Annotated in this window: 21 protein-coding genes; 14 read left to right on the top strand and 7 right to left on the bottom strand. The window is 57.2% G+C overall.

Features of this window, described 5'->3' with window-relative positions; translation table 11 throughout:
• The first annotated feature begins 162 nt into the window (after positions 1-162).
• The 6 genes from QP868_RS04220 to rplI all read left to right on the top strand — a co-directional run bounded on the left by QP868_RS04220 (position 163) and on the right by rplI (position 5,730).
• Positions 163-2,469 carry a transglycosylase domain-containing protein gene (locus tag QP868_RS04220; RefSeq protein WP_284925373.1) on the top strand — a complete coding sequence of 769 codons (2,307 nt, stop codon included), beginning with the start codon at positions 163-165 and terminating at the stop codon, positions 2,467-2,469.
• An 83-nt stretch (positions 2,470-2,552) separates the two neighbouring features.
• Positions 2,553-3,866, top strand: coding sequence for a hypothetical protein (locus QP868_RS04215; RefSeq protein WP_284925372.1), 1,314 nt, complete (start codon positions 2,553-2,555; stop codon positions 3,864-3,866).
• A 107-nt stretch (positions 3,867-3,973) separates the two neighbouring features.
• On the top strand, positions 3,974-4,264 hold the full coding sequence (rpsF, locus tag QP868_RS04210; RefSeq protein WP_284925394.1) for a 30S ribosomal protein S6: 291 nt from the start codon (positions 3,974-3,976) through the stop codon (positions 4,262-4,264).
• 88 nt (positions 4,265-4,352) lie between these two features.
• Complete coding sequence (locus tag QP868_RS04205) at positions 4,353-4,988, top strand: single-stranded DNA-binding protein (protein ID WP_284925371.1); 636 nt, start codon at positions 4,353-4,355, stop codon at positions 4,986-4,988.
• 26 nt (positions 4,989-5,014) lie between these two features.
• The gene (gene rpsR, locus QP868_RS04200; protein ID WP_040347790.1) at positions 5,015-5,254 is read left to right on the top strand and encodes a 30S ribosomal protein S18; all 240 of its coding nucleotides are present in this window, start codon (positions 5,015-5,017) and stop codon (positions 5,252-5,254) included.
• Between the two features lie 17 nt (positions 5,255-5,271).
• Positions 5,272-5,730, top strand: coding sequence for a 50S ribosomal protein L9 (gene rplI, locus QP868_RS04195; RefSeq protein ID WP_284925370.1), 459 nt, complete (start codon positions 5,272-5,274; stop codon positions 5,728-5,730).
• A gap of 154 nt (positions 5,731-5,884) precedes the next feature.
• Here the strand turns inward: rplI and QP868_RS04190 are convergent, their stop codons facing one another.
• On the bottom strand, positions 5,885-6,805 hold the full coding sequence (locus QP868_RS04190; protein ID WP_284925369.1) for an endonuclease domain-containing protein: 921 nt from the start codon (positions 6,803-6,805) through the stop codon (positions 5,885-5,887).
• Positions 6,806-7,092: 287 nt separating this feature from the next.
• Here QP868_RS04190 and QP868_RS04185 point away from each other — a divergent pair, with 287 nt between their 5' ends.
• The 4 genes from QP868_RS04185 (at position 7,093) to dnaB (ending at position 12,247) form a co-directional block, all read left to right on the top strand.
• A complete protein-coding gene (locus QP868_RS04185) occupies positions 7,093-8,403 on the top strand; it encodes a DUF445 domain-containing protein (RefSeq protein WP_284925368.1) in 1,311 nt (436 codons plus the stop codon).
• Between the two features lie 107 nt (positions 8,404-8,510).
• A complete protein-coding gene (locus QP868_RS04180; protein ID WP_284925367.1) occupies positions 8,511-9,317 on the top strand; it encodes an ABC transporter ATP-binding protein in 807 nt (268 codons plus the stop codon).
• The gene (locus tag QP868_RS04175; RefSeq protein ID WP_284925366.1) at positions 9,314-10,819 is read left to right on the top strand and encodes an ABC transporter permease family protein; all 1,506 of its coding nucleotides are present in this window, start codon (positions 9,314-9,316) and stop codon (positions 10,817-10,819) included. Before QP868_RS04180 ends, QP868_RS04175 begins: the two co-directional genes overlap by 4 nt.
• A gap of 51 nt (positions 10,820-10,870) precedes the next feature.
• Positions 10,871-12,247 carry a replicative DNA helicase gene (gene dnaB / locus QP868_RS04170; RefSeq protein WP_005882633.1) on the top strand — a complete coding sequence of 459 codons (1,377 nt, stop codon included), beginning with the start codon at positions 10,871-10,873 and terminating at the stop codon, positions 12,245-12,247.
• Between the two features lie 29 nt (positions 12,248-12,276).
• Here the strand turns inward: dnaB and udk are convergent, their stop codons facing one another.
• Positions 12,277-12,882, bottom strand: coding sequence for a uridine kinase (udk, locus tag QP868_RS04165; protein ID WP_284925365.1), 606 nt, complete (start codon positions 12,880-12,882; stop codon positions 12,277-12,279).
• A gap of 164 nt (positions 12,883-13,046) precedes the next feature.
• On the opposite strand from udk, the gene QP868_RS04160 reads away from it, so the two are divergent.
• Genes QP868_RS04160 through QP868_RS04150 form a run of 3 tightly spaced genes read left to right on the top strand, consistent with a single transcriptional unit; the run spans position 13,047 to position 15,400 of the window.
• The gene (locus QP868_RS04160) at positions 13,047-13,874 is read left to right on the top strand and encodes a trimeric intracellular cation channel family protein (protein ID WP_284925364.1); all 828 of its coding nucleotides are present in this window, start codon (positions 13,047-13,049) and stop codon (positions 13,872-13,874) included.
• 9 nt (positions 13,875-13,883) lie between these two features.
• A complete protein-coding gene (locus QP868_RS04155; RefSeq protein ID WP_284925363.1) occupies positions 13,884-14,957 on the top strand; it encodes a phosphotransferase in 1,074 nt (357 codons plus the stop codon).
• Positions 14,958-14,989: 32 nt separating this feature from the next.
• Positions 14,990-15,400 carry a Rieske (2Fe-2S) protein gene (locus QP868_RS04150; RefSeq protein WP_284925362.1) on the top strand — a complete coding sequence of 137 codons (411 nt, stop codon included), beginning with the start codon at positions 14,990-14,992 and terminating at the stop codon, positions 15,398-15,400.
• A 40-nt stretch (positions 15,401-15,440) separates the two neighbouring features.
• Here the strand turns inward: QP868_RS04150 and QP868_RS04145 are convergent, their stop codons facing one another.
• The 4 genes from QP868_RS04145 to QP868_RS04130 are packed head-to-tail and all read right to left on the bottom strand — an operon-like array spanning position 15,441 to position 18,188.
• Entirely contained in the window at positions 15,441-15,863 is a 423-nt protein-coding gene (locus tag QP868_RS04145) for a hypothetical protein (RefSeq protein WP_284925361.1), read from the bottom strand.
• Positions 15,860-16,909: a serine hydrolase domain-containing protein gene (locus QP868_RS04140; RefSeq protein WP_284925360.1), complete on the bottom strand. Its 1,050-nt coding sequence runs from the start codon at positions 16,907-16,909 to the stop codon at positions 15,860-15,862. Before QP868_RS04140 ends, QP868_RS04145 begins: the two co-directional genes overlap by 4 nt.
• 33 nt (positions 16,910-16,942) lie before the next feature.
• Positions 16,943-17,518, bottom strand: a complete 576-nt coding sequence (locus QP868_RS04135) for an ArsR/SmtB family transcription factor (protein WP_284925359.1) — start codon at positions 17,516-17,518, stop codon at positions 16,943-16,945.
• Positions 17,519-17,543: 25 nt separating this feature from the next.
• The gene (locus QP868_RS04130; RefSeq protein ID WP_284925358.1) at positions 17,544-18,188 is read right to left on the bottom strand and encodes a hypothetical protein; all 645 of its coding nucleotides are present in this window, start codon (positions 18,186-18,188) and stop codon (positions 17,544-17,546) included.
• Positions 18,189-18,300: 112 nt separating this feature from the next.
• Here QP868_RS04130 and QP868_RS04125 point away from each other — a divergent pair, with 112 nt between their 5' ends.
• Positions 18,301-18,873, top strand: a complete 573-nt coding sequence (locus QP868_RS04125) for a hypothetical protein (protein WP_284925357.1) — start codon at positions 18,301-18,303, stop codon at positions 18,871-18,873.
• Here the strand turns inward: QP868_RS04125 and QP868_RS04120 are convergent.
• Complete coding sequence (locus tag QP868_RS04120) at positions 18,870-20,096, bottom strand: sensor histidine kinase (RefSeq protein ID WP_284925356.1); 1,227 nt, start codon at positions 20,094-20,096, stop codon at positions 18,870-18,872. The genes QP868_RS04125 and QP868_RS04120 overlap by 4 nt on opposite strands.
• Positions 20,097-20,126: the final 30 nt, after the last annotated feature.

The raw sequence follows: 20,126 nt of genomic DNA, 5'->3' as shown, positions 1-20,126 counted from the left end.
AAGCGGTCCACTCACATGCGACAATGTGAGTGGACCGCTTGTGCTGTACCGGGTCCCGAACATGTTCCAAGACTCATACAAAGTTAAACCAAGTAAACTCTCAACTTTGAATGGCAGAGTAGTGGGGCTAAACGCACTGACTTTTGTGGTGAAGGGAGACGCGTGGGGACGCGGACACGAAAAGATGAGACCAAGAGCCTGCTGAACTACCCGCGGGCCGGGCACACGGGATGGGCCAAATGGTTCCCATCGTTGCGTCTGGTTGGCTTGGGTATTTTGACCGGTTTCGTTCTCATCATTGGTCTTTTCACCGTTGGTTACCTCAGCACATCGATCCCCGAGCCCAACGCCGAAGCGGCAGGTCAGACGTCCACCGTGTACTACGACGACGGAAAAACCGTAATCGGTACCTTCAAAGTTGAAGACCGCAAGAGCGTAGACATCCAAGACATTTCGCCCAGCATGCAACAGGCCGCGATCGCCGCAGAAGACCAGTCGTTCTATGAAAACCGCGGTATCAGTGTCAAGGGTCTGTCTCGTGCCGCAGTGGGTGTCATCACTGACAATTACGCTGGTGGTGGGTCCACAATCACGCAGCAGTACGTCAAGAACTACTATCTGACCAACGAGAAAACGCTCACGCGTAAGCTCAAAGAAATGTTCATCGCGATCAAGATCGACCAAGAGAAGTCTAAAGACCAAATCATGGCCGATTACCTCAACACCATCTTCCTGGGACGCAAGTCCTACGGAATTGAAGTCGCGGCACACAACTACTTTGACACCTCGGCGAAAGAACTCACGGTAGAACAGTCCGCCCTTCTGGCAGCGATGATCCAGCAACCCAGCCTGGCTGATCCGTCCGAACACCCTGAAAAATACGAAAGCCGCTTCCGGTACGTTCTCAACAACATGGCCGAAAACGGGTTCATCACAAAAGAAGACGCGAAGAACGCGCAAATGCCCGAGGTGAAAAAACCGCGGTCGGACAACGAACGTTTGGGACAGGCGGGCTACATGATGGATGCCGTTCGTTCCGAACTGAAGAAACAGGGCATGAGCGACGATCAGATTGACCGTGGCGGATTGAAGATCACGTCCACGTTCAACCGCGACCGGATGCGCGACGCTCAAGATGCGATCGACACGCTACCCAAAATGAAAAAGGGTATGCACGCTGGACTGACCTCAATTGACCCTGCTACTGGTGAGGTCAAGGCGTTTTACGGTGGCCCTAAGTACTTTGAGCGGATGCAGAACAACTCCACGCAAGACACCGCGCAGGCTGGATCTACGTTTAAGCCGTTTGCGCTAGTTGCGGGGTTGGAAGCGGGATACCGTCTGAACGACACGTTTAATGGATCAGCTGTGACCTTCCCCAATAACGGGAACCCGTGGACACCAAAGAACTACGGTGGTGCTTCCTATGGATCAGTGACCCTGCTCAAGGCAACGCAGAGCTCCATCAACACGGCATACGCACAGCTCAACATCAATGTTGGTCCGGATAAGACCCGCGATGTGGCTGTTCGCGCTGGCCTGCCTGAAAACACGTCCGGGCTCGAAGATAACGCTTCAAACGTGCTAGGTACGGCAAGTCCAACGACTCTGCAGATGGCTTCGGCTTTCTCAACGTTTGCAGCCGAAGGTATGTACCGGTCGCCTCACTTTGTGCGCGAAGCCGTAGACCCAAGCGGTGAAACACTGTACAAGCCCGACACCAAGGGTGAACGCAAGTTCGAACAGGACATCATGGCGGAAACCACGTATGCCCTGTCGCAGGTTGTGCAGAGTGGTTCTGGGTCATATGCGCAAAATCTGGGTCGCCCAGCAGCCGGTAAAACAGGTACGTCCTCGGATGCGGAGTCAGCGTGGTTCGTGGGGTACACCCCGGAACTTTCGACCGCTGTGTCCCTGTTCCGCGAAGATGACGAAGGTCATCCGCAGAAGATCGGGGCATACGGTGGACGTGGCGAAGTCACGGGTGGATCATTCCCCGTCCAAGTGTGGACAAAGTACATGAGTGATGCTTTAGAGGGAGAACCCAAGAGCAAGTTCCCTAAGCGACCTGACCTGCCTGATAAGGAAAAGCCAACGAATAAGTCGGGAGTTTCAAAGTCCGCACCCAAGAGCAACTCGTCAGGTTCGTCAAGCAAGAAACGTAGCGATAAGAACGACTCAAAGGACAACAAGGACAATAAGGACGACGAAAAGAAGCCTGAAGACCAGAATGAATCAGACGATTCAGACAAGGATTTAGGCGGCTCAGATGATTCGGGTGACAAGGGCTCTGAAGACAAGGGTGATTCCTCCGGGAACGACTCAGGTGGCAAGAAACCAGGGAACGACAAACCTGGTGGCGAAGATGGCAAGAACCCACCTAAGCAAAAAGAACCCAAAAAGCCACAGCCCAAGTCGAACTCTGACGGCAAATCTAAGTCGTCGAAATCCTCAACCACCACAGGGTAGACATGACACTATGAGTGGGTAGGGGCCACCGCGCGTGCGTAAGGGACACCTCGGGACGGAAGACAAGAGTGAAGGCGACATCCATGTACTCACCTGCTGAGCTTGCAGGCATTCCGCGTGGAAAATTCGTGGGTCCGGCAAACCGCCGGTACTTGATCACGAACGCGGTGGCGCTTCTGGCTCTGCTCTTCCTCAATCTGATCGCCGGTGTTGTGAAGCAGGCGCCCTGTTTTGGCAAAGGGTATGAACTGCCCAGTGCGGTTTTTCGAGTGTGCCAGTCGCCCCTGGCTACAGCCTTGGGCGCACCCGGCACGCCCAGCACGGACGCCACCACACAGTTGATCGCGAGCAGCGTGTTCACCGACTACTTTGTTCGCGCATTAGGGTCAGGTGACAGTGTCACTACTGCAATGATGCTGGCGGTGGGGGTCAACGCATGTGCGTGGATCGTCACGGGTTGTTTGCTGTTCCGGATCTTTGCGGATGCGGGCCGTCAGTGGTTGGTGTTCGTTTGTGCGTCGCCCATGATTGCGCTCACGCTTGGCCAGTCGTTCGATCCGCTGGGCATCATGTTCGTTGTTGCCGCGTGGTTCCTTCTGCTGAAACGGCGCGACGGGGATGCTCTGAACGGAGTTCCTGGAGCTCCTGTGCTGGCCGCGATTGCCGTTGTAGTGGCAGTCTTTGTACAACCGTTTGCCGTGGTGGTTGGGGCTGCCCTTATCGCGTGGCTTCTGGGGTCAGGGCGTAAGAGCGATGCGCTGAATCTCGCCGGCGTGGCGACTATTCTGCTGGGTCTTTTGGTGATGCTGGATGCTTCGCTCACTGAGCGGATTCGACTAGCCTTTTCATCCGCGGTGACCTGGGGATCGGTGGGTTCCCTTGTGAGTTCACGCGTCGATCACAACGTGATTGTGGTGCTTTCGCTTCTGGCGTGGATTGCGGCCGTGGCGCTGACTCTAGTTCTGCTGCGGAAAGCTGGTGTGACACGGCCGTCGCTTCCGCTGCTTGTCAGCGTGTGCGTGGGGTGGGCGCTGTTGACGCTTCCGTCGTCGCCAACGAGTTTGGCTCTGTGGGCCCTGCCGTTCTTCGCTCTGGTCGTCCCGTATGTGTGGGCCCACTTGGCATGGAATCTGGCCGAGGTGGCCCTCCTGATCGCGGTGAACCTCAACGTTGCGTTTCATTTGGAAAAAGCCACGGGGCTCAGCGACGTGTGGTTAGCGCTATTGACGATCGTGCGACTGGGGCTTGTCGGGCTCATGGTGACGTACGTGTGTAGCGAACGCGGGGGTGTATCCCGGAGTTCTGTGTCCAGCGAGCCCTCAACCCTCGAACAGTCGAAAACAGAGACCGAGGTGGCTGCCACCTCGGCGGTTGCCCCAGACTCCCAAGCCAACTAGAATTGACAGGTCTGTGTGCTCTTGGCAATTGAGAGCCCACATACACGCATTTACCCTCCTGCCATGGACCGACCATGGCCGTAAAGACCAAAGGAGGTGGGTTACACGTGCGTAAATATGAGCTCATGCTCATTCTGGACTCGGAACTCGACGAGCGTTCCGTAGAATCCACTGTTGAAAAGCTGCTCCACGTCATCCCCGCAGAAGGCGGAACCGTGGACAACGTAGACATCTGGGGTCGTCGCCGCTTCGCGTACGAAATCCAGAAGAAGTCAGAAGGCTACTACGTAGTCGTCGACTTCACTGCAAACCCAGACACCACGAAAGAACTTGACCGCCAGCTTGGCATCAACGAGATCGTGGTACGTACCAAAATCGTTCGCCCAGACGCTAAGTAAAACTAGCTCGCACACATCCGCTCAATCTCACTATTGTTGATTACAACGAACGTAGATTGAACGAAATCGTCTTCTCAAAGGAGTGCCCATGGCTGGCGAAACCGTCATCACCGTTGTAGGAAACCTGACCGCTGACCCTGAACTGCGATTCACCCCCAACGGTGCGGCAGTAGCCAACTTCACCGTGGCGTCAACTCCGCGCACCTTTGACCGCGCTTCGGGCGAATTTAAAGATGGAGAAACCCTCTTCTTGCGTTGCTCAGTGTGGCGCGAATTCGCTGAAAACGTGGCGGGGTCACTGTCTCGCGGCACTCGTGTGGTAGTCCAAGGACGACTCAAGTCACGCACCTTCGACACGAAAGAAGGAGACCGTCGCACCGTCTTCGAACTCGACGTTGACGAAATTGGTCCGAGCCTTCGATACGCAACCGCGAGCGTTTCACGTAACGAACGCAGCGGTGGCTACGGAGGCGGCAACCAGGGCGGATCCGGTGGCGGTCAAGGAGGCCAGGGGGGCCAGGGCAACTGGGGTAACCAGGGTGGCTCCGGCTGGAACAACTCCGGCGGATCCGGTGGCTACGACAACCAGAGGCAGTCCGGCGGAGGCTGGAACAACTCGGGAAGTGGTTCCGGAAACCAAGACAACGACCCATGGCAGTCATCACGGCCACAGGGTAACCAAGGCGGATGGGGCAACCCGACGAACGAAGAACCACCGTTCTAAAAAATACTTTTCAACAGGAGATAAAAATGGCAAAGCCGGAAATCCGGAAGCCGATCAAGAAGAAGGCAAACCCGCTCAAGCCGGGCGAAGCTGCTTCGATCGACTACAAAGACACAGCAACTCTGCGCAAGTTCATTTCTGACCGCGGAAAGATCCGTGCGCGTCGCGTCACTGGTGTATCCGTCCAGGAACAGCGCCTGATCGCCAAGGCAGTTAAGAACGCTCGCGAAATGGCACTTCTGCCCTACACGAGCTCAAACCGCTGAGGTAGAAGGGAAGAACATTGCCTACTCGTAAAGTCATTCTTAACCAGGAAGTTGATGGACTGGGTGCAGCTGGCGACGTCGTCGACGTCAAGGCTGGTTACGCACGCAACCTGCTGATTCCTCGCGGCTGGGCTTCACCATGGACCGCAGGCGCAGAAAAGCAGGTTGAGATCCTGCGTAAAGCACGCCAGGCCCGCCAGATCGCTGACCGCGAAGCCGCTGTGGAACTCAAGAACAAGCTCGAGTCCACTGTTGCACGCATCGAAATGAAGGCCGGAAAGGGTGGACGCCTCTTTGGAGCCGTCACCCCCGTCCTCGTTGCCGACGCACTCAAAGAATCCACCGGTCACGAATTTGACCGCCGTCAGGTAGCCCTGACCGGCCACGTCAAGACCTCTGGATCCTACGTCGCAACCGTGCGCGTACACGACGAAATCACCGCGAACGCAAAGTTCGACGTGATCGGTAAGGCCTAACGAGCCAACCTACCCTTTTATGGGAAACGCTACGGGCGTCACAGCATTTGCTGTGACGCCCGTAGCGTTTTTAGGCTGGCGTCCACCTCTGGGCGCTTTGGTGGCGGGGCGAGCTTGGCGACCGGTCAGAGACACTGGCGTCCACCTCGGCGAATTACAGCCCCAAAAACTCCTTCACCTTGACCACCACTGAGTCGAAACTGTGTAGCGACGTCACCCGAATCACCGTCCACCCCAACAGGCCCAGTTCGTAGTACCGCTCAGTGTCCTTGAGCACCTGGTCTGTGAGCTCAAAGTGGTGGCGGCCCTCGTATTCGATCGCGAGTTTTGCGAATGCATACGCCAAATCTGGGTGGACGAACCGGCCAAAGCGTTCAATCCACACAGGTGGTGCCACCTGTGGTTCCGGCAAACCAGCGCGCACCAACGCCAGCCGCAACCGAGTTTCCTGAGGGGACGCGACCCTCTCGCGCGCCAACGCGAACGCTTGTTTGAGCGTGGACCAGGAAGGACCTCGGGGGAGGGAGTTGATGAGCGGCTCAAGTTCAGCGCGCGTCATTTCAGCGGGCCTGCGCCACGGACCCAGAATCGCGTCAAGAACTGTGACTAGGTTTTCCACAGGCTCCTGCCGGGCAATGATGCTGAGAATCCCGCCGAGGTCGTGAAACCGCATGCCTGCTTTTTCTACTGATGCTGTGTTGGAAACGCGGAAAGTATTGACCTTTGGTCGCTTGATGACGCCTGCGTGCTGGGGCACAGCGATGTCCAGTTGTGGCCTGAGTTTGACCGGGAGCCCACGCAAATATGCGGCACTATTGCCCGTGACCATCGCATGAGGGCGGCCAGTCGTTAAGGCTCTGAGCTGGGTAAATAGTGCCCACCAGAGCGGGTCTTGGGTAGCCCACTGCGGAACAGTGACGGTTTGTGTGTGCCGTTTAGACGTGTAGATACCGTGCAGTTTTTGCCCGTGCAGGGTCACGGGTTTGAGGTCTGACTGTTTCAAGCTAAGAGCGCGAGCGTTAGAGAGCTTCAGTGGAAGCGCAAGTTCGCGTTGCCTGCTGGTGTGGTGTTCCATGCACTGAAGCTAGCGGTATGCGGGGCTCGTTACTAGGGGGTGCTTCAGTTCTGTGGATAACTCGTTTGGATACAGTCGAGAATCTGGACTGTATCCAAACGGCCGGATTTTTGGTGTTTTTAGGGGAAAATCCGTGAATGTGGGTGCTTTTGGCTACAGTCGAGTTCAGTTCAAGGCGTGGACTGTATCGAAACCAACGGAAGCACCCCCCGCTACAACCCCCCGCTACAACCCCAAACGCACCCCATGCCCGCACCCAACCCACCCCACGGACTAGAGTTGGGGGAGTGGACGCGGAACACATGAACCAGAACACCCCACGGTCGCTGGCCACTCCGCCGGGGGAGACACCTGAAGACGAACAGGCCAGACGTGCGGCGCTATCCCGCATGCGCGCAGTCGCAACAGGGCTCCTGATCCTGGCGGCGCTCATCTTTCTGGCCGTTCACCTGTTCACTGACCAGACCGGTGTGTGGGGGTTCGTGTCCAGGGCGTCTGAAGCGGCCATGATCGGTGGCTTGGCCGACTGGTTCGCCGTCACCGCACTGTTCAGGCACCCCCTTGGGGTTCCCATCCCGCACACCGCGATCATTCCGCGCAAGAAGGACGTGCTGGGAGAGTCCATGTCGACGTTTGTGGCCATGAACTTCTTGCGCGCAGAAACTGTGGCACCCAAGATCCGTTCCGCGCAGGTGACCAAGCGTGTGGGCGCGTGGTTGGCTGTAAAACGCAATCAGGACATTGTGGTGGAGCGGGCCGGTCAGGGCATTAACTACGTGCTGGCCAGGGTCGATGATTCTGCAATCGAGTCGCTCACGCGCAACGTTCTGGTCCCTAAACTTATCGCCACGCACAAGTCGCCGGTTGTGGGGCGGCTGCTCACTGAGATCGTGCGGGACGGCGCGCACCACCGCCTCGTGGATTTGGTGGTGTACGAGGCGTACGTGTGGTTGGAACGGAACCCGCAGGTCATTGAGCAGATTGTGGGAGATCGTGCCCCAGAGTGGGTGCCCAAGTTTGTGAATCGTACGGTCGCTTCCCGCCTTCAGACCGAGGTGTTGGGCTGGGTTGCTGACGTGCGTGACGACCGCTATCACCAGGCTCGGCAGGCCTTGGATCGGTGGTTGCTTGAGTTGTCGCGTGACTTGAGTGAGGATACGTCAATCGCTCAGCGCGCCGAGGTCGTTTTTGATGATCTGTTAGCTCAGGATGGCGTGGTTGAGTCTGTTTTGGACATCTGGACTTCACTCAAGCGGTTGCTGTACGCAGCGGTTGAAGACAGCGATGGTGAAGTAAAGGCGCGCGTTCGCCAGCTTCTGTCTGAAACCGCTGACCGCATGCAAAACGATGCTGAGTTTGCCACCATGCTTGACCAGAAGTTGGCCACGACGGCTGGGGATTTGACAGAGTCGTTTGGTCCGGAGTTCGCGTCAGTCATTTCTGACACGATCGCAAGCTGGGACGCCAAGGACGCCGCGGACAAGATCGAGCTCTACGTGGGCAAGGACTTGCAGTACATCCGCATCAACGGAACCGTAGTGGGCGCGTTGGTGGGTCTGCTCATTCACGCGATTACGGTGCTGGTGCCCGGGCTGTAAAGCAACACCCGCGCAGGAATCCCACAGCCGGCTACGGAGGTTTTCCCCACCTCAAGCTGACGGTCATCTTCGTAGTGGTGTTCTGGGCCACGTACAACGATAGAAGCATGAACACTTCATCGGTTATCACTGCTTCTGAACTCGGAAAATCCTACGGTAATACCCACGCTTTGCGCGGTGTCAGCCTGGACGTTCACGAAGGTGAATCGCTCGCCATCATGGGGCCGTCTGGTTCCGGTAAAACCACGTTGCTTCACGCTCTGGCCGGCATGATCTCGACTGACCACGGCCGCGTCCAGTTGGGTGCTACTGCCCACACACAACAGACCGATATCACCGCTCTCAACGAATCTGGTCGCACCCGTTTGCGTCGTGAGGTGTTTGGGTTTGTGTTCCAGCAGGGCCTCTTGTTGCCCGAACTCACCGCAGTCGAAAACGTGGCCATGGCCGCCATGCTCAAAGGCGCCCCGCGTTCTCAAGCCATGGCAATGGCCGGTGACTGGCTCAACCGCCTGGGTCTTGCGGAACACAGTTCCAAACTGATCGGCCAGCTCTCTGGTGGCCAGGCGCAACGTGTTGCGATTGCGCGCGCTCAGGTTACCGAGCCTGCTCTGGTTTTTGCTGATGAACCTACCGGTGCGCTGGACTCGCAAACGGGCGCCGAGGTCTTACATACTCTCCTTTCCACGACCACGGGCCGTGGCCGCACCTTGATTATGGTGACGCACGACGAAAATGTTGCTGCCACGTGTACGCGAACCGTGCGCCTCCGTGACGGGCAGATTGTTTCAGACACCGCCCCACCTTCCACCTCAGCTGTCTCTCACAGCGGACCAGCTACCACCTCGGCGCAGGTGCCCCTTCAACCACAGCACCACCCGGCTCCAACCACCTTTTACCAGGGGCAGCCATGAAATTGCAGAACTCCTACGCAGAGCCCGACTACCAGTACGGAGACCACGTGTACTCGCAGACAACATCAGTGACGCAACCGGCGCCTAGAAACGAAACACGATCAAACGTGGATACAAGAGAACCCGCCTCAAACCCGCCAGTCCCAACCCTCACCTCACCTTTCACACTCACAGCCCGAGTTCTCCCGACCCTGTTCTCATTCCGCAGGTTCACACGCACCCCAACGGTGCTGATGATGCTGGCGTTTGCGGCGACCTCGGCGCTGTTGCTCACAGTGGCCGCTGGAACTTTCGCGATCTTTGCGTGGGACACCTCGGACGAAATTGTTGGCGCCTACCGCATGCTGGCCGCGTTCGCTACGACACTGCTGGTGGTGCCGGCGTTCACCCTGGGCCAGTCGGCAGCGACTTTGGCTACGCGCAGGCAGGACGAACAGCTGTCAACGCTGGCGCTCCTGGGTGCCCCGAGGTCGACGATCGTGGCCGCGGCACTCACCGAACCACTGGTGGCAGCGACTGTGGGCGCGTTGGCCGGGGTTGCGGGCTACTTTGCGCTCGCCCTTCCCGTCAGCCTGGTGCAGTTGCGTGGCGAATCCTTGGGGTACGGCAACATGATTCTGCCGTGGTGGATGATCCTGGCGACTGTTGTTGCGCTCATTGGAGTCAGCACTGTGGCGGCTCTGATGGGTCTGCGCAAGGTGGTTGTCTCGCCGCTGGGTGTGCGCACTAAGGCACTGTCGTCGTCGTTCCCGTGGGGTCGGATTGTGGCCTGTGTTGTGCTCCTGGTGTGCGTAGCCGTTGGAATGGCGCTGTCACGGATGGGTGGTGGTATGGCCATCGTGTTGACCGGGTTCTTTGGCATGGTGCTTGCCGGTCTGCTGGTGGTCGACGTTTTGGGCGTGCTGGTGGTTCGCCTGGTGGCACGTATCCGCCGAGGTAGTAAAAAGGTCCACGTAATGGTCGCCTCCCGTTTGGTGAGTGCGATGCCTAAGTCGTACTGGCGACGGGTTTCTGGTCTAGCTTTAACCTCGTTCATTGCCACGTTCTGCGGAACTGGGGTTGCGTTGATGCAGGCGGTTAGAACCTCTGAAGGTGTTGAAATGTCCCGTGAAGACGTCCTGTTGATGACAGACATGTTTACGGGAATTCTTCTCACATTGGGTATCGCGTTCGTGTTCATCACGGTGTCTGCGGTGATTAACCAGGCGGCCGATATTTATGACCGTGCAAGCACGTTCCAGGAACTCAATGCGGCAGGAATGGATGACGGAACCATCCGGAAGATTTCAGTGGCGTCGGTGATGTTGCCTGTCGCGTGGATAAGTGCGATCTCTGCAGGTCTGGGCTTGTTCTTGGTGCTTCCATTTGCTGGATTTGCACTTGTGATGTCACCGTATTCGTTCCTCACAGTCATCAGCATGGTGCTTGTGGGCGCGCTTGTTGTGCGCGCAGGTTTAGCCATCACAAACCCACTTATTGCGAGAGTTGTTGCCCGTTTCTGACCTTCCCGAGGTCGGCTACGATGAGTAGGCAATCGGCAGAAAGGTGAGGGCGTGGGTTCGCAGCAGGGTAACGAATGGTCCGGGGACAACTGGCAACGAGCTGAATCGGGTGTACGCACTCCGCCTCAGGATTTGGATGCGGAAACCAGTGTTTTGGGTTCCATGATGTTGTCCAAGGACGCTATTGCTGACGTTGTTGAAAACCTGCGCGGTGAAGACTTTTACAAGCCTGCTCACGAAACAATCTACGACGTAATCTTGGACCTGTACGCGTCTGGTGAACCAGCTGACGCGGTGACAGTATCGAACGCTTTGTCGAAGTCCGGTGACCTAGCTCGGATCGGAGGGGCAGCGTACCTTCACACACTGATCCAGTCGGTTCCCACCTCGGCGAACGCCATTTTCTACGCCGAAATTGTGCGGGAACTTGCCCTTCTCCGCCGCCTAGTGACAGCGGGCACCCGCATTGTGCAGATGGGGTACGACGCGCAGGGCGACACGGACGACCTCATCAACCGCGCACAGTCCGAGATCTACCAGGTGACCGAACGCCGTTCCAGCGAAGACTACGTGCGACTGTCAGAAGTGTTGCAACCAACGGTCGAAGAGATCGAACGTTCCGGTTCGCACGACGGCGATACGGCCGGCGTGCCCACCGGGTTCTTCGAGTTCGACGAACTGACCAACGGTCTGCACCCCGGACAGATGATCGTGATTGCAGCACGTCCCGGTGTGGGTAAGTCCACCTTGGCGCTGGACTTTGCGCGGTCAGCAGCCATTGACCACGGGCAGACCACAGTGATCTTTTCGCTGGAAATGGGGCGCCTTGAGTTGACCACGCGTTTGTTGTCAGCAGAATCGGGTATTCCGTTGCAGAAGTTGCGCCAAGGGAAGCTCGATGATGAGCGTGGTGACTGGACCACGCTGGCCAACACCATGGGCAAGATCAATGACGCGCCTCTGTTCATCGATGATTCGCCCAATATGGCGCTGACTGAGATTCGTGCTAAGTGCCGTCGCCTCAAGCAGCAACACGATTTGAAGATGGTCGTCATTGACTACCTGCAGCTGATGACGTCCGGTAAGCGGGTTGAGTCGCGTCAACAGGAAGTTTCTGAGTTTTCGCGTTCGCTCAAGCTTCTGGCCAAAGAACTGGAAGTGCCCGTGATCGCGCTGTCGCAGTTGAACCGTTCGTCCGAGCAGCGCAATGACAAGCGCCCCATGGTGTCCGACCTGCGTGAGTCCGGTTCGATTGAACAGGACGCGGACATGGTGCTGCTCATTCACCGTGAAGACATGTATGACAAGGAATCTCCGCACGCGGGTGAAGCGATCATCATGGTGGCAAAGCACCGTAACGGACCCACGGGCGAAATCACCGTGGCGTTCCAGGGCGCGCGCTCGCGATTTGCGAATATGCCTAGGTAGTGAAGGCGGGTCTCAACCCAGCCCCACACTCACAATTCGCGTGACAGCCGGTGTACCAGCATGTCTAAAGCAACCAGGTTGTGACCACCGTCAGGAATGATGAGATCGGCGTTGCGCTTTGAGGTTTCAACATAGAGTTCGTGCATGGGCTTCACAGTTTCCAAATACTGTTTTTCCACCGACTCAATCGACCGGCCACGCTCCAACACGTCACGTTTAATCCGGCGCAGAATGCGCACATCAGCATCCGCATCCACAAACAATTTGATATCTAAAAGGGAACACAAACGCGGTTCGTGTAACAGCAAAATCCCCTCGACCAGAATCACACTTTCTGGCTGAATGTCCACGGTTTCATCTGTGCGGTTGTGAATGCTGAAGTCATACACCGGCCCTTGCACCGGGCGCATCGCCTTCAAATCCTCAATGTGCTCAGCCATGAGATCAATATCAAAAGCGTCAGGTGAGTCGTAATTGACGCGTGTGCGCTCTTCAAACGTCAAATGATCCTGGCGTTTGTAATAGTTGTCTTGATAGATCACCGTGGTGCGCCCAGCAAACTTGTCCGCCAAAGCCTGCGTCAGCGTGGTCTTCCCACTGCCGGTTCCACCAGCAATTCCAATGACGATAGGCACACCCGCTCCTCACCCTGCAAACGCATTTAACTGCAACCAATCTACTGCACTACACTAAATGCTCCACGCGAAAAGCAGTGCCAAATCCGATCACCTAACCGTCACCCAACAGCCAGTCACAGGGCCACAAGTCAACCGCCCAGCCCAACCCTTAAAAGGAACACATGGATCTTCCCAGCGCGCAGTTCGTCCTTCTTCTCGCTGACCTCGTTGGCGTGTTCTTCTTCGCTCTTTCCGGAGCGGTCACAGCAGCACGCCAAAACTACGACATCACGGGAAGTTTCATGCTGTGTCTGTTGGTGAGCCTGGGCGGCGGAATCACGCGTGACCTCATGCTTAACGAGGTCCCCGCTTCCCTCCAGCAACCCATCTACCTGCTACCCCCGGCAATCGCTACCGTGCTCGTGTACCTCATCGGTACACCCGCCCTCCGCACACGCCGTTCCATCATCTTTTTCGACGCCTGCGGGCTGGGCCTGTTCGCCGTGTCCGGGACGATCATTGCACTCACTCACGACCTCCACATGGTGTCCGCAGTGTTCCTAGGAATCGTCACCGGAACCGGAGGAGGACTTCTCCGTGACGTCGTCGCCAACCAGAACCCTGCCCTGTTCAAAGCGTCCGACCTCTACCTCACCCCAGCGTTTATTGGTGCACTCCTCACCGCGATTCTGTACTCCAATGGAATCTGGTCCTACTGGATCATGTTCGGCACCATCGTCCTCGTTGTTACCGTGCGCCTACTGGCCATCTACTTCCGCTGGCAACTCCCATCAACGGTTCGTGGTTGGACATACCCACGGTTAACTGAAAAAGCCCGCCGCCTGCGTGAACTCACGCGCTTAAAGCGTGCAACCAACCTCGCCCGAGGTCGTTCCAGTCAGCAATACCGCCCACCTTTGCAGGTTGAGGGCGACGACGAGCCCGGACCTGCAGACCCAACTGGTTCAGAAAACCCCGGACCTGCAGACCCAACGGGCCCAGTAACGTAGTCTTGTTGTATGAGCAGGTCACTTCGCACACTTACCGATGACGAAATTCGTGTGCTCGTTAGCGACAGCTTTGGCCTCGACGTTCAGATGGACCAGTTCTTGTCCGGTGAAATTGCGATCAACGCCCGTGTGACCGCTCAAGATTCGGCGTATGTGTTCAAAGCCGAATACCCGTCACGCACCATGACCCCCGAATACGCCGACTGGCTCAGCTCCGCCCACCAGGCGGCATATGAATCAAACGTGCCGGTCGCACAGCAAATCCCGGCCACTAACCCGTTTCAAGCCTCTTCAGGAAAATCGTCTGGGTTCGTTTCAGTTGCCCACGTTGATGACGAACCGGTGATCGTGCGCCTGCAAAGCTTCCTCACCGGTACTGAAGCGTCCACAGCTGGCCTCACCGATGACTACCCAACTCAGATTGGAGCCCTCGCCGGGCACGTGGCCACCTCGTTAGCGAACGTGCCACCTGCCCCGGACATGATCCTGCACCCGTGGGCGTTTGAATCCACAGGTGTAAACGTAAAGTTCGCGTCTGAACGACTCCAAACCTGGGAGGCTTCCGGACACGTTCCCGCTGACATCGGCCCGTCGCTCACCCGGGTGCTGGCGTTCTCACGCCATATCGCCCACGACTTTGAAACCACCGTCAAACCTCTCCTCGACGACTTCCCCCAGCAGGTCCTCCACCAAGACATCAACGACCAGAACGTGCTGGTCAGTGACGGAAAGATCACCGGGTTGTTGGACTTTGGGGACTGTCGGGTTGCTGCCCGCATGGCCGAGGTGGCAATCGCCTCCTCCTACGTACTCACGGTCCGTGAAGGGAGGAGCGGGGAATCACCTCGGGACGTTATTTCCCGCGTAGCGGACGCCTACCAAGATGCCACCCAGGGCACCGACCAGCACTTGACCAGCACAGAACTTGACGCGCTCGAAACTGCTGCAATCACTCGTCTGTGCTTGGGCGCGTGCACATGGGCGGCCCGCGTGCTGACGACCCGACCCCAAGAACCCGCACACGCATATGGCCAAAAGCGCTTGGCTCGCACGTGGCCGGTCATCGAACAACTGGCACAGTGAAACACCAGACTTAGCGAACAGAGAGGAACAGCATGAATCAGCACAGCCGCCGTCAAGTTTTCAAAGCAACAGGTGGCGTCGCCGCAACCGTTGCGGTCGCCGGTGGGCTTTCGGCGTGCGTTAACGACTCCTCGAAGACCGAGGACGCTGAACCGGAAACCGTTGCGAAAGACAAAGTGCCGGTAGGTTCAGGTGTTGTTGCCGGAAGCTACGTGGTGGTTCAGCCAACCAAAGGTGACTTCAAGGCATATACCGCGGTGTGCCCGCACCAGGGCTGCCTGGTGCGGACCATCACGGAAGAAGAAATCGTGTGCCCGTGCCACTCCTCCGGCTTCTCAACCCAAGACGGGGCCAAACTGTATGGCCCGGCGAACGACGGGTTGAAAAAAGCTAAAGTCGCTGACAACGGCGACTCCTTACAAGTGGGGCCACTGGAAGGCTAAGTAGCCCCGGCACAAGAAGCCCCGGCACAAGAAGCTCCCGCTAAAACAGCACCGGTGCGAACCAGCACAGAACGGCAACCACTAGAAGAACCACAGCGGTCATGACCGTGCCAACGCCTTGGCGACTTCTCACTTTCACGCCGTCGCTCTGAAGCGATGCCACCAACTGCGCGTTGTCTTCTTTTGACGGCCACAGTTGCACCACCCGGAACGCGATGAATCCCAGCAACAGAAGAGCCACGATCCACGCAATACCCAGTACTCCGTCAAAGATAAAGAACAAGCGAACCAGTACGAAGTACATCACTGCCCCGGCAGCCACCGCCATGAGCCCACCTCGTGTGAGGTGTTTGCGGGCTTTGGGCTTGCGTTCACTTCGTGTGGGGCGAATCTGCCAGGCGTGCGTGCCTAGGGTCATTAGCAGAAGGAGAACACCGAAAAAGGGAATGAGAAGTTGAATCATTTCTTGTCCTCCGCATCGAACAAGTAGTCAATGACATCGTCAGAGTTGGTAGCGGTGTTGTTGAGAACGACCACGCCGTCGCCGTTTGCGTTGAATCCGGCAAATGACGTGTATCCGCCGGTTCCTCCGTTGTGCCATATCACCGTGGCACCGTCTTCTTCTATTGTGTGCCAGGCCAGGCCCAGTTTCTTTGTATCTTCTTCAGCGCGGACCTTGGTGGGTTCAACTGACGACCCAGGCGCTTTCCCGACCCTGACAGCAATGAGCCACGTACTTAAATCCCGAGTCGTTGACCGGATGGACCCCGCAGGAGCGTTCGCGTGCATGGTCCACGCTCCTGCTGGAAGACCGTTGGCGGTGTACCCCGTAGGGTGGTCGGCTGGTAGCTCTTCCGGCGTAGTGGGAACCGTTGTCTGGTCCATGCCTAGAGGTTCGAGCAGTCGTTCACGCACCAAAGTGGGGTAGTCCTTGCCCGCTTTCTTCGCAACCGCTTGCCCCAGAAGTGCGTACCCGGTGTTTGAGTACGCAATCTCACCCGGGGTGACATCAAGATCAGCCAAGGATTCAAGGAACTGCGGTAGATCAGCGGTGTACGGGTCTTTCCGCGCGAGGTTGCTACCCATGTTGACGTCTGTAATGCGGGGGAGTCCCGAGGTGTGCGTCGCCAACTGCTCCATGGTCACCTTCCCTACGGAGGTCCCCTTCAGTTCGTCGAAAACGTTGTCAACTCGGGTATCCGCGCTGATTTCTTGACGCTCAATCGCGTCCGCAAGAAGGTGTGCCGTGAACGTTTTCGTGATCGAACCGATCTCAAACACCGTGTTCTCATCGGCTCCCCAACCTGCGAACGACGGTTCGCCAGACGGGGGAATGAGCGCTACCGCGGCTTCACGTCGGTACCCGTGTGACAAGTATGGTCCGGTAGTGTCGAGCACATGCTGATCGCCGGTTCCGCGGTGTGGAAAACCGAACGACCACGGCACGCAGATCGCAGCAACGGCGACAACGACGCACGCTACGACTCCAGCTATGAGTGTTCTTTTCATGAGTGCTCCCTGGGGTGTTTGAGGAGAGTCCTGTTATTCCTGGGCGGCCAAAATGATGGTGAGAAGGGGAATGATTTTGGATGCTGGGACCTCCCACTGGCCGCGCTTCACAGACCGGATCCAACCGGCAGCGTTGAGCTGGCTCAGATGGTGGTAGACCTGTCCTGACGTGCCTACTTGTTCAAGTTCTGCCAATTTCGCCGAGGTGGTTGTCCCGTTGATGATTGCCAAAAGTAGGGTGAGACGGATGGGGTGGGCGATAGCCTCTAAAGCAGGCGATACTGCGAAGGCATCTGTGTTCTTAAGGTGTTCGGAAAAGCGTCCGTACTGCCACATGACTGGACCGCCCTCAGTTTCTGCCGTTCCGGCGAACATGACAGCAGGCTGGTCATAGCGTTTCCCCAGTTCGTTGAGCGCCCACAAATCTTGCGCGTTAGAGTCAGCCGGGAGCTTGAGCTGTGTGACACCAGCGTCATGTGAGTTTTCCCGTGCGTCATTGCCCCCGCCACTCAGCTGCTCTTCAACGTCACGTAAACGCGCATCGAGTTGGGAGAGTTGCTGAGTGATTTCCTGGCGCAGTGCGCGCAGTTCATGGGAAGAAGTGCTCATGCACTAATAATACATAATTCCGTAATTACGTAAATAGCCCAATTCCTAACCCAACGGCTAAGCCCACCAGAGTAGCGATACACGAAAGCGGTCGGATCATCGACAGGCGTCGCCTGAAGCGGTTGCGCACACTGAACACTTCGTTGGGATCCGGGCCCAGATCGTTCGAGGTAGCCCGCGTATCGAAGACCACGCGAGCAGGCGCATGAGCATCAATGCGGACAGGAATAATCGCTGCCGGTCGCAGCTTCATTGCGTCAACTGCAGAGAGTTTCCACACCAGCTCTGACCGGTATACCCTGCTTGAGCTACAGGCGACGTCGAGGGAAACACTCACTGTCTTGAATGAACCATTCGACGTCGAGTTCAAATACCGAATACGGGCAAGCCCCGGAGTTCCGGACTGTCCAATCGCATTCGCAGCACTCATGCTGATCGCAATCCGGGAGGACGGCATGGTGCCAATGACCAAAAGAACCCCGCCCATCAGACCAATCAGCACTGGCCACATGAGCGTTAACGCTGAAGAGTACTGTGGCTGCCCCACGTTGAGCAGAAAGTGGAGAACCGACCCAATCACAGCGCCGCAACCGTAACCCACGCACAACCACAACGCCGAACGGCCCAAAGGCAGGTTTCGGCGGAAGTCTGTAGAAGAAGTTGCGCGCACCCGTATCACTCGTCACTAAGTAGATTCGACGAAAGCATAGTGAGGCCACACGACGGGATCGCAAACCTGAGGGGTCGCTCCGGTGAACAACAGTGGGCTCTACACTAGGGGGGTGACCCAAACGTCAGAAAAAGAAGTTCAGCTTGCTACCGCACCGTGGATGATTGCCCGAGGTGTTCTGGGCGTTATCTTCGCTATCGTCGCCGCTTTCGTTCCCCGCGAACAGTTGGGCTCAATTGCTCAACTTGCCCTTCGCGTCGACTTTGTTGACTATCTGCTCATGGGCTACATCGGGTTGAACGCGCTCTTATTGGTGGGCCAGGGATCTTCTACAAAACCTCTACGCACCCAGTTGTGGGGCCAAGCCGTTATTGCGATTCCAGCACTCATCTTCCTGGTGTTCGCAAGTTATCCAGGGCAGCTTCGCGCAGCCGTTTTAGCGTGGGCGCTTCTGCACGCTGCACTTGAACTCTGGATGTACAAAGATATGCGCGGAACCGCGTCAGCCTCGGACTACCTGTACTCCGGAATCGCGCACGGGCTCTTAGGCGTCATTCTCATATTTGGCGACAATTTCGGCGCCCTCACCATCATCGGTTTCACCTCGGCGGCCACCCTGATCGCAGGAGTTCTGTACATTCTTGGAGGACTTACGCGACGCAAACTGGCCCACGAGGAGTCTTAACTGCCAACTGGCGCGACCGCATCCGGGAAAACCACCTCGGCCTGGGCGCCCCCTTCAGGGGCGTTACGGAAGTCAATGTGCATTCCCAACAGCTTTGCCTGCCCTTGCGCAATCACGAGGCCCAAGCCCATACCCCCACCGCCGGAGGACACAAAACGGGTGGGTCCCTGAGCGATGATGTCCGCCGGATAGCCCGGCCCACCGTCAGTCACAATCACTGAGTGAGCGGTCGTTTCGATCCGGATGGGGTCGGCCCCGTGCTTGATCGAATTCGCGATCAGGTTAGACACGATTCGCTCGAAACGGCGCGGGTCGGTAGTGATGTGAGGAGATGGGTCTGCGTACACTTCCTCGATTTCGTGATCCACGATGAGCCCAGAAGACCGCAAATTCAACAACAAGGACTTGAGCATGTGGTTGATGTTGACCGGCTGTAAATCTGGCGTAGCTCTTCCGGCATCCAAGCGTGACACTTCCAACAGGTCCTCAACGAGGGTCTGAAGACGCTCCGTGCGCTCACGCACTAATTCGGCCGGACGAGAATCCTCTTCCAAAAGATTCGCCGCATTTACCAGGCCCGTCAACGGAGTGCGCATTTCGTGCGCCAGATCCGCTGTAAACCGCTGTTCGGAATCGAGGCGCTCAGCAAGACGCTCGACCGCTGTGTCAACAGCTTCCGCAAACGCCGTCACTTCATCATCACCGTGCTCAACCACATCAGAAATGCGGACCGTGGTGTCACCTGAGGCGATCCGGCGTGCAGCCTGCGCACCCAGGGTCAACCTGCGGCTAATCTGGCCGGCAACAACAAACCCAATTCCACCAATCACCACAGCGGATACCAGCATCGAAATGAGAATCGCGCGGTCAATATCACCAACCAGCGCCCGCGACTCCGCGGTGGTTGCTCGCACCGAAATGACCGCCGTGTGGGAACCCACCTTGATGGGAGCGGCAGCCCACACGACCTCGGTGTTATCAATTTCAGACCGCATAGTCACAGACTGGCCGTTGAGCGCGGCCTCTTTGGCCGGTTGAGGCAAAGCTGGGTCGTCAACTGCGGCGTTGAGTGTTAGAACACCTGTTTCAGAATAAATGGAGGACGCTTCGCGCAACTGGTTGGAAATGTTGTCACGCATCCGGTTGTCTTCAGCACGGGCGGCAGCTTGACGCACAATCAGCCCGCACGTGAGAACAGCGATGACCACACTCGTGACAATCACGATCAGGATTTTGAACCTGAGTGAAGCTGG

Origin of the sequence: Brevibacterium sp. UMB1308A, assembly GCF_030230605.1 — a bacterium.
In the GTDB taxonomy this organism is placed as follows: Bacteria; Actinomycetota; Actinomycetes; order Actinomycetales; family Brevibacteriaceae; genus Brevibacterium.
Note: the sequence above shows the minus strand (reverse complement) of the source record. Positions and strands in the feature narration are given on the sequence as shown.

Coding starts and splice junctions, on each gene's coding strand:
- QP868_RS04215 (WP_284925372.1), top strand. CDS start 2,553: ATGTACTCACCTGCTGAGCTTGCAGGCATTCCGCGTGGAAAATTCGTG.
- QP868_RS04205 (WP_284925371.1), top strand. CDS start 4,353: ATGGCTGGCGAAACCGTCATCACCGTTGTAGGAAACCTGACCGCTGAC.
- rpsR (WP_040347790.1), top strand. CDS start 5,015: ATGGCAAAGCCGGAAATCCGGAAGCCGATCAAGAAGAAGGCAAACCCG.
- QP868_RS04190 (WP_284925369.1), bottom strand. CDS start 6,805: ATGGAACACCACACCAGCAGGCAACGCGAACTTGCGCTTCCACTGAAG.
- QP868_RS04180 (WP_284925367.1), top strand. CDS start 8,511: ATGAACACTTCATCGGTTATCACTGCTTCTGAACTCGGAAAATCCTAC.
- QP868_RS04175 (WP_284925366.1), top strand. CDS start 9,314: ATGAAATTGCAGAACTCCTACGCAGAGCCCGACTACCAGTACGGAGAC.
- QP868_RS04160 (WP_284925364.1), top strand. CDS start 13,047: ATGGATCTTCCCAGCGCGCAGTTCGTCCTTCTTCTCGCTGACCTCGTT.
- QP868_RS04155 (WP_284925363.1), top strand. CDS start 13,884: ATGAGCAGGTCACTTCGCACACTTACCGATGACGAAATTCGTGTGCTC.
- QP868_RS04150 (WP_284925362.1), top strand. CDS start 14,990: ATGAATCAGCACAGCCGCCGTCAAGTTTTCAAAGCAACAGGTGGCGTC.
- QP868_RS04145 (WP_284925361.1), bottom strand. CDS start 15,863: ATGATTCAACTTCTCATTCCCTTTTTCGGTGTTCTCCTTCTGCTAATG.
- QP868_RS04140 (WP_284925360.1), bottom strand. CDS start 16,909: ATGAAAAGAACACTCATAGCTGGAGTCGTAGCGTGCGTCGTTGTCGCC.
- QP868_RS04135 (WP_284925359.1), bottom strand. CDS start 17,518: ATGAGCACTTCTTCCCATGAACTGCGCGCACTGCGCCAGGAAATCACT.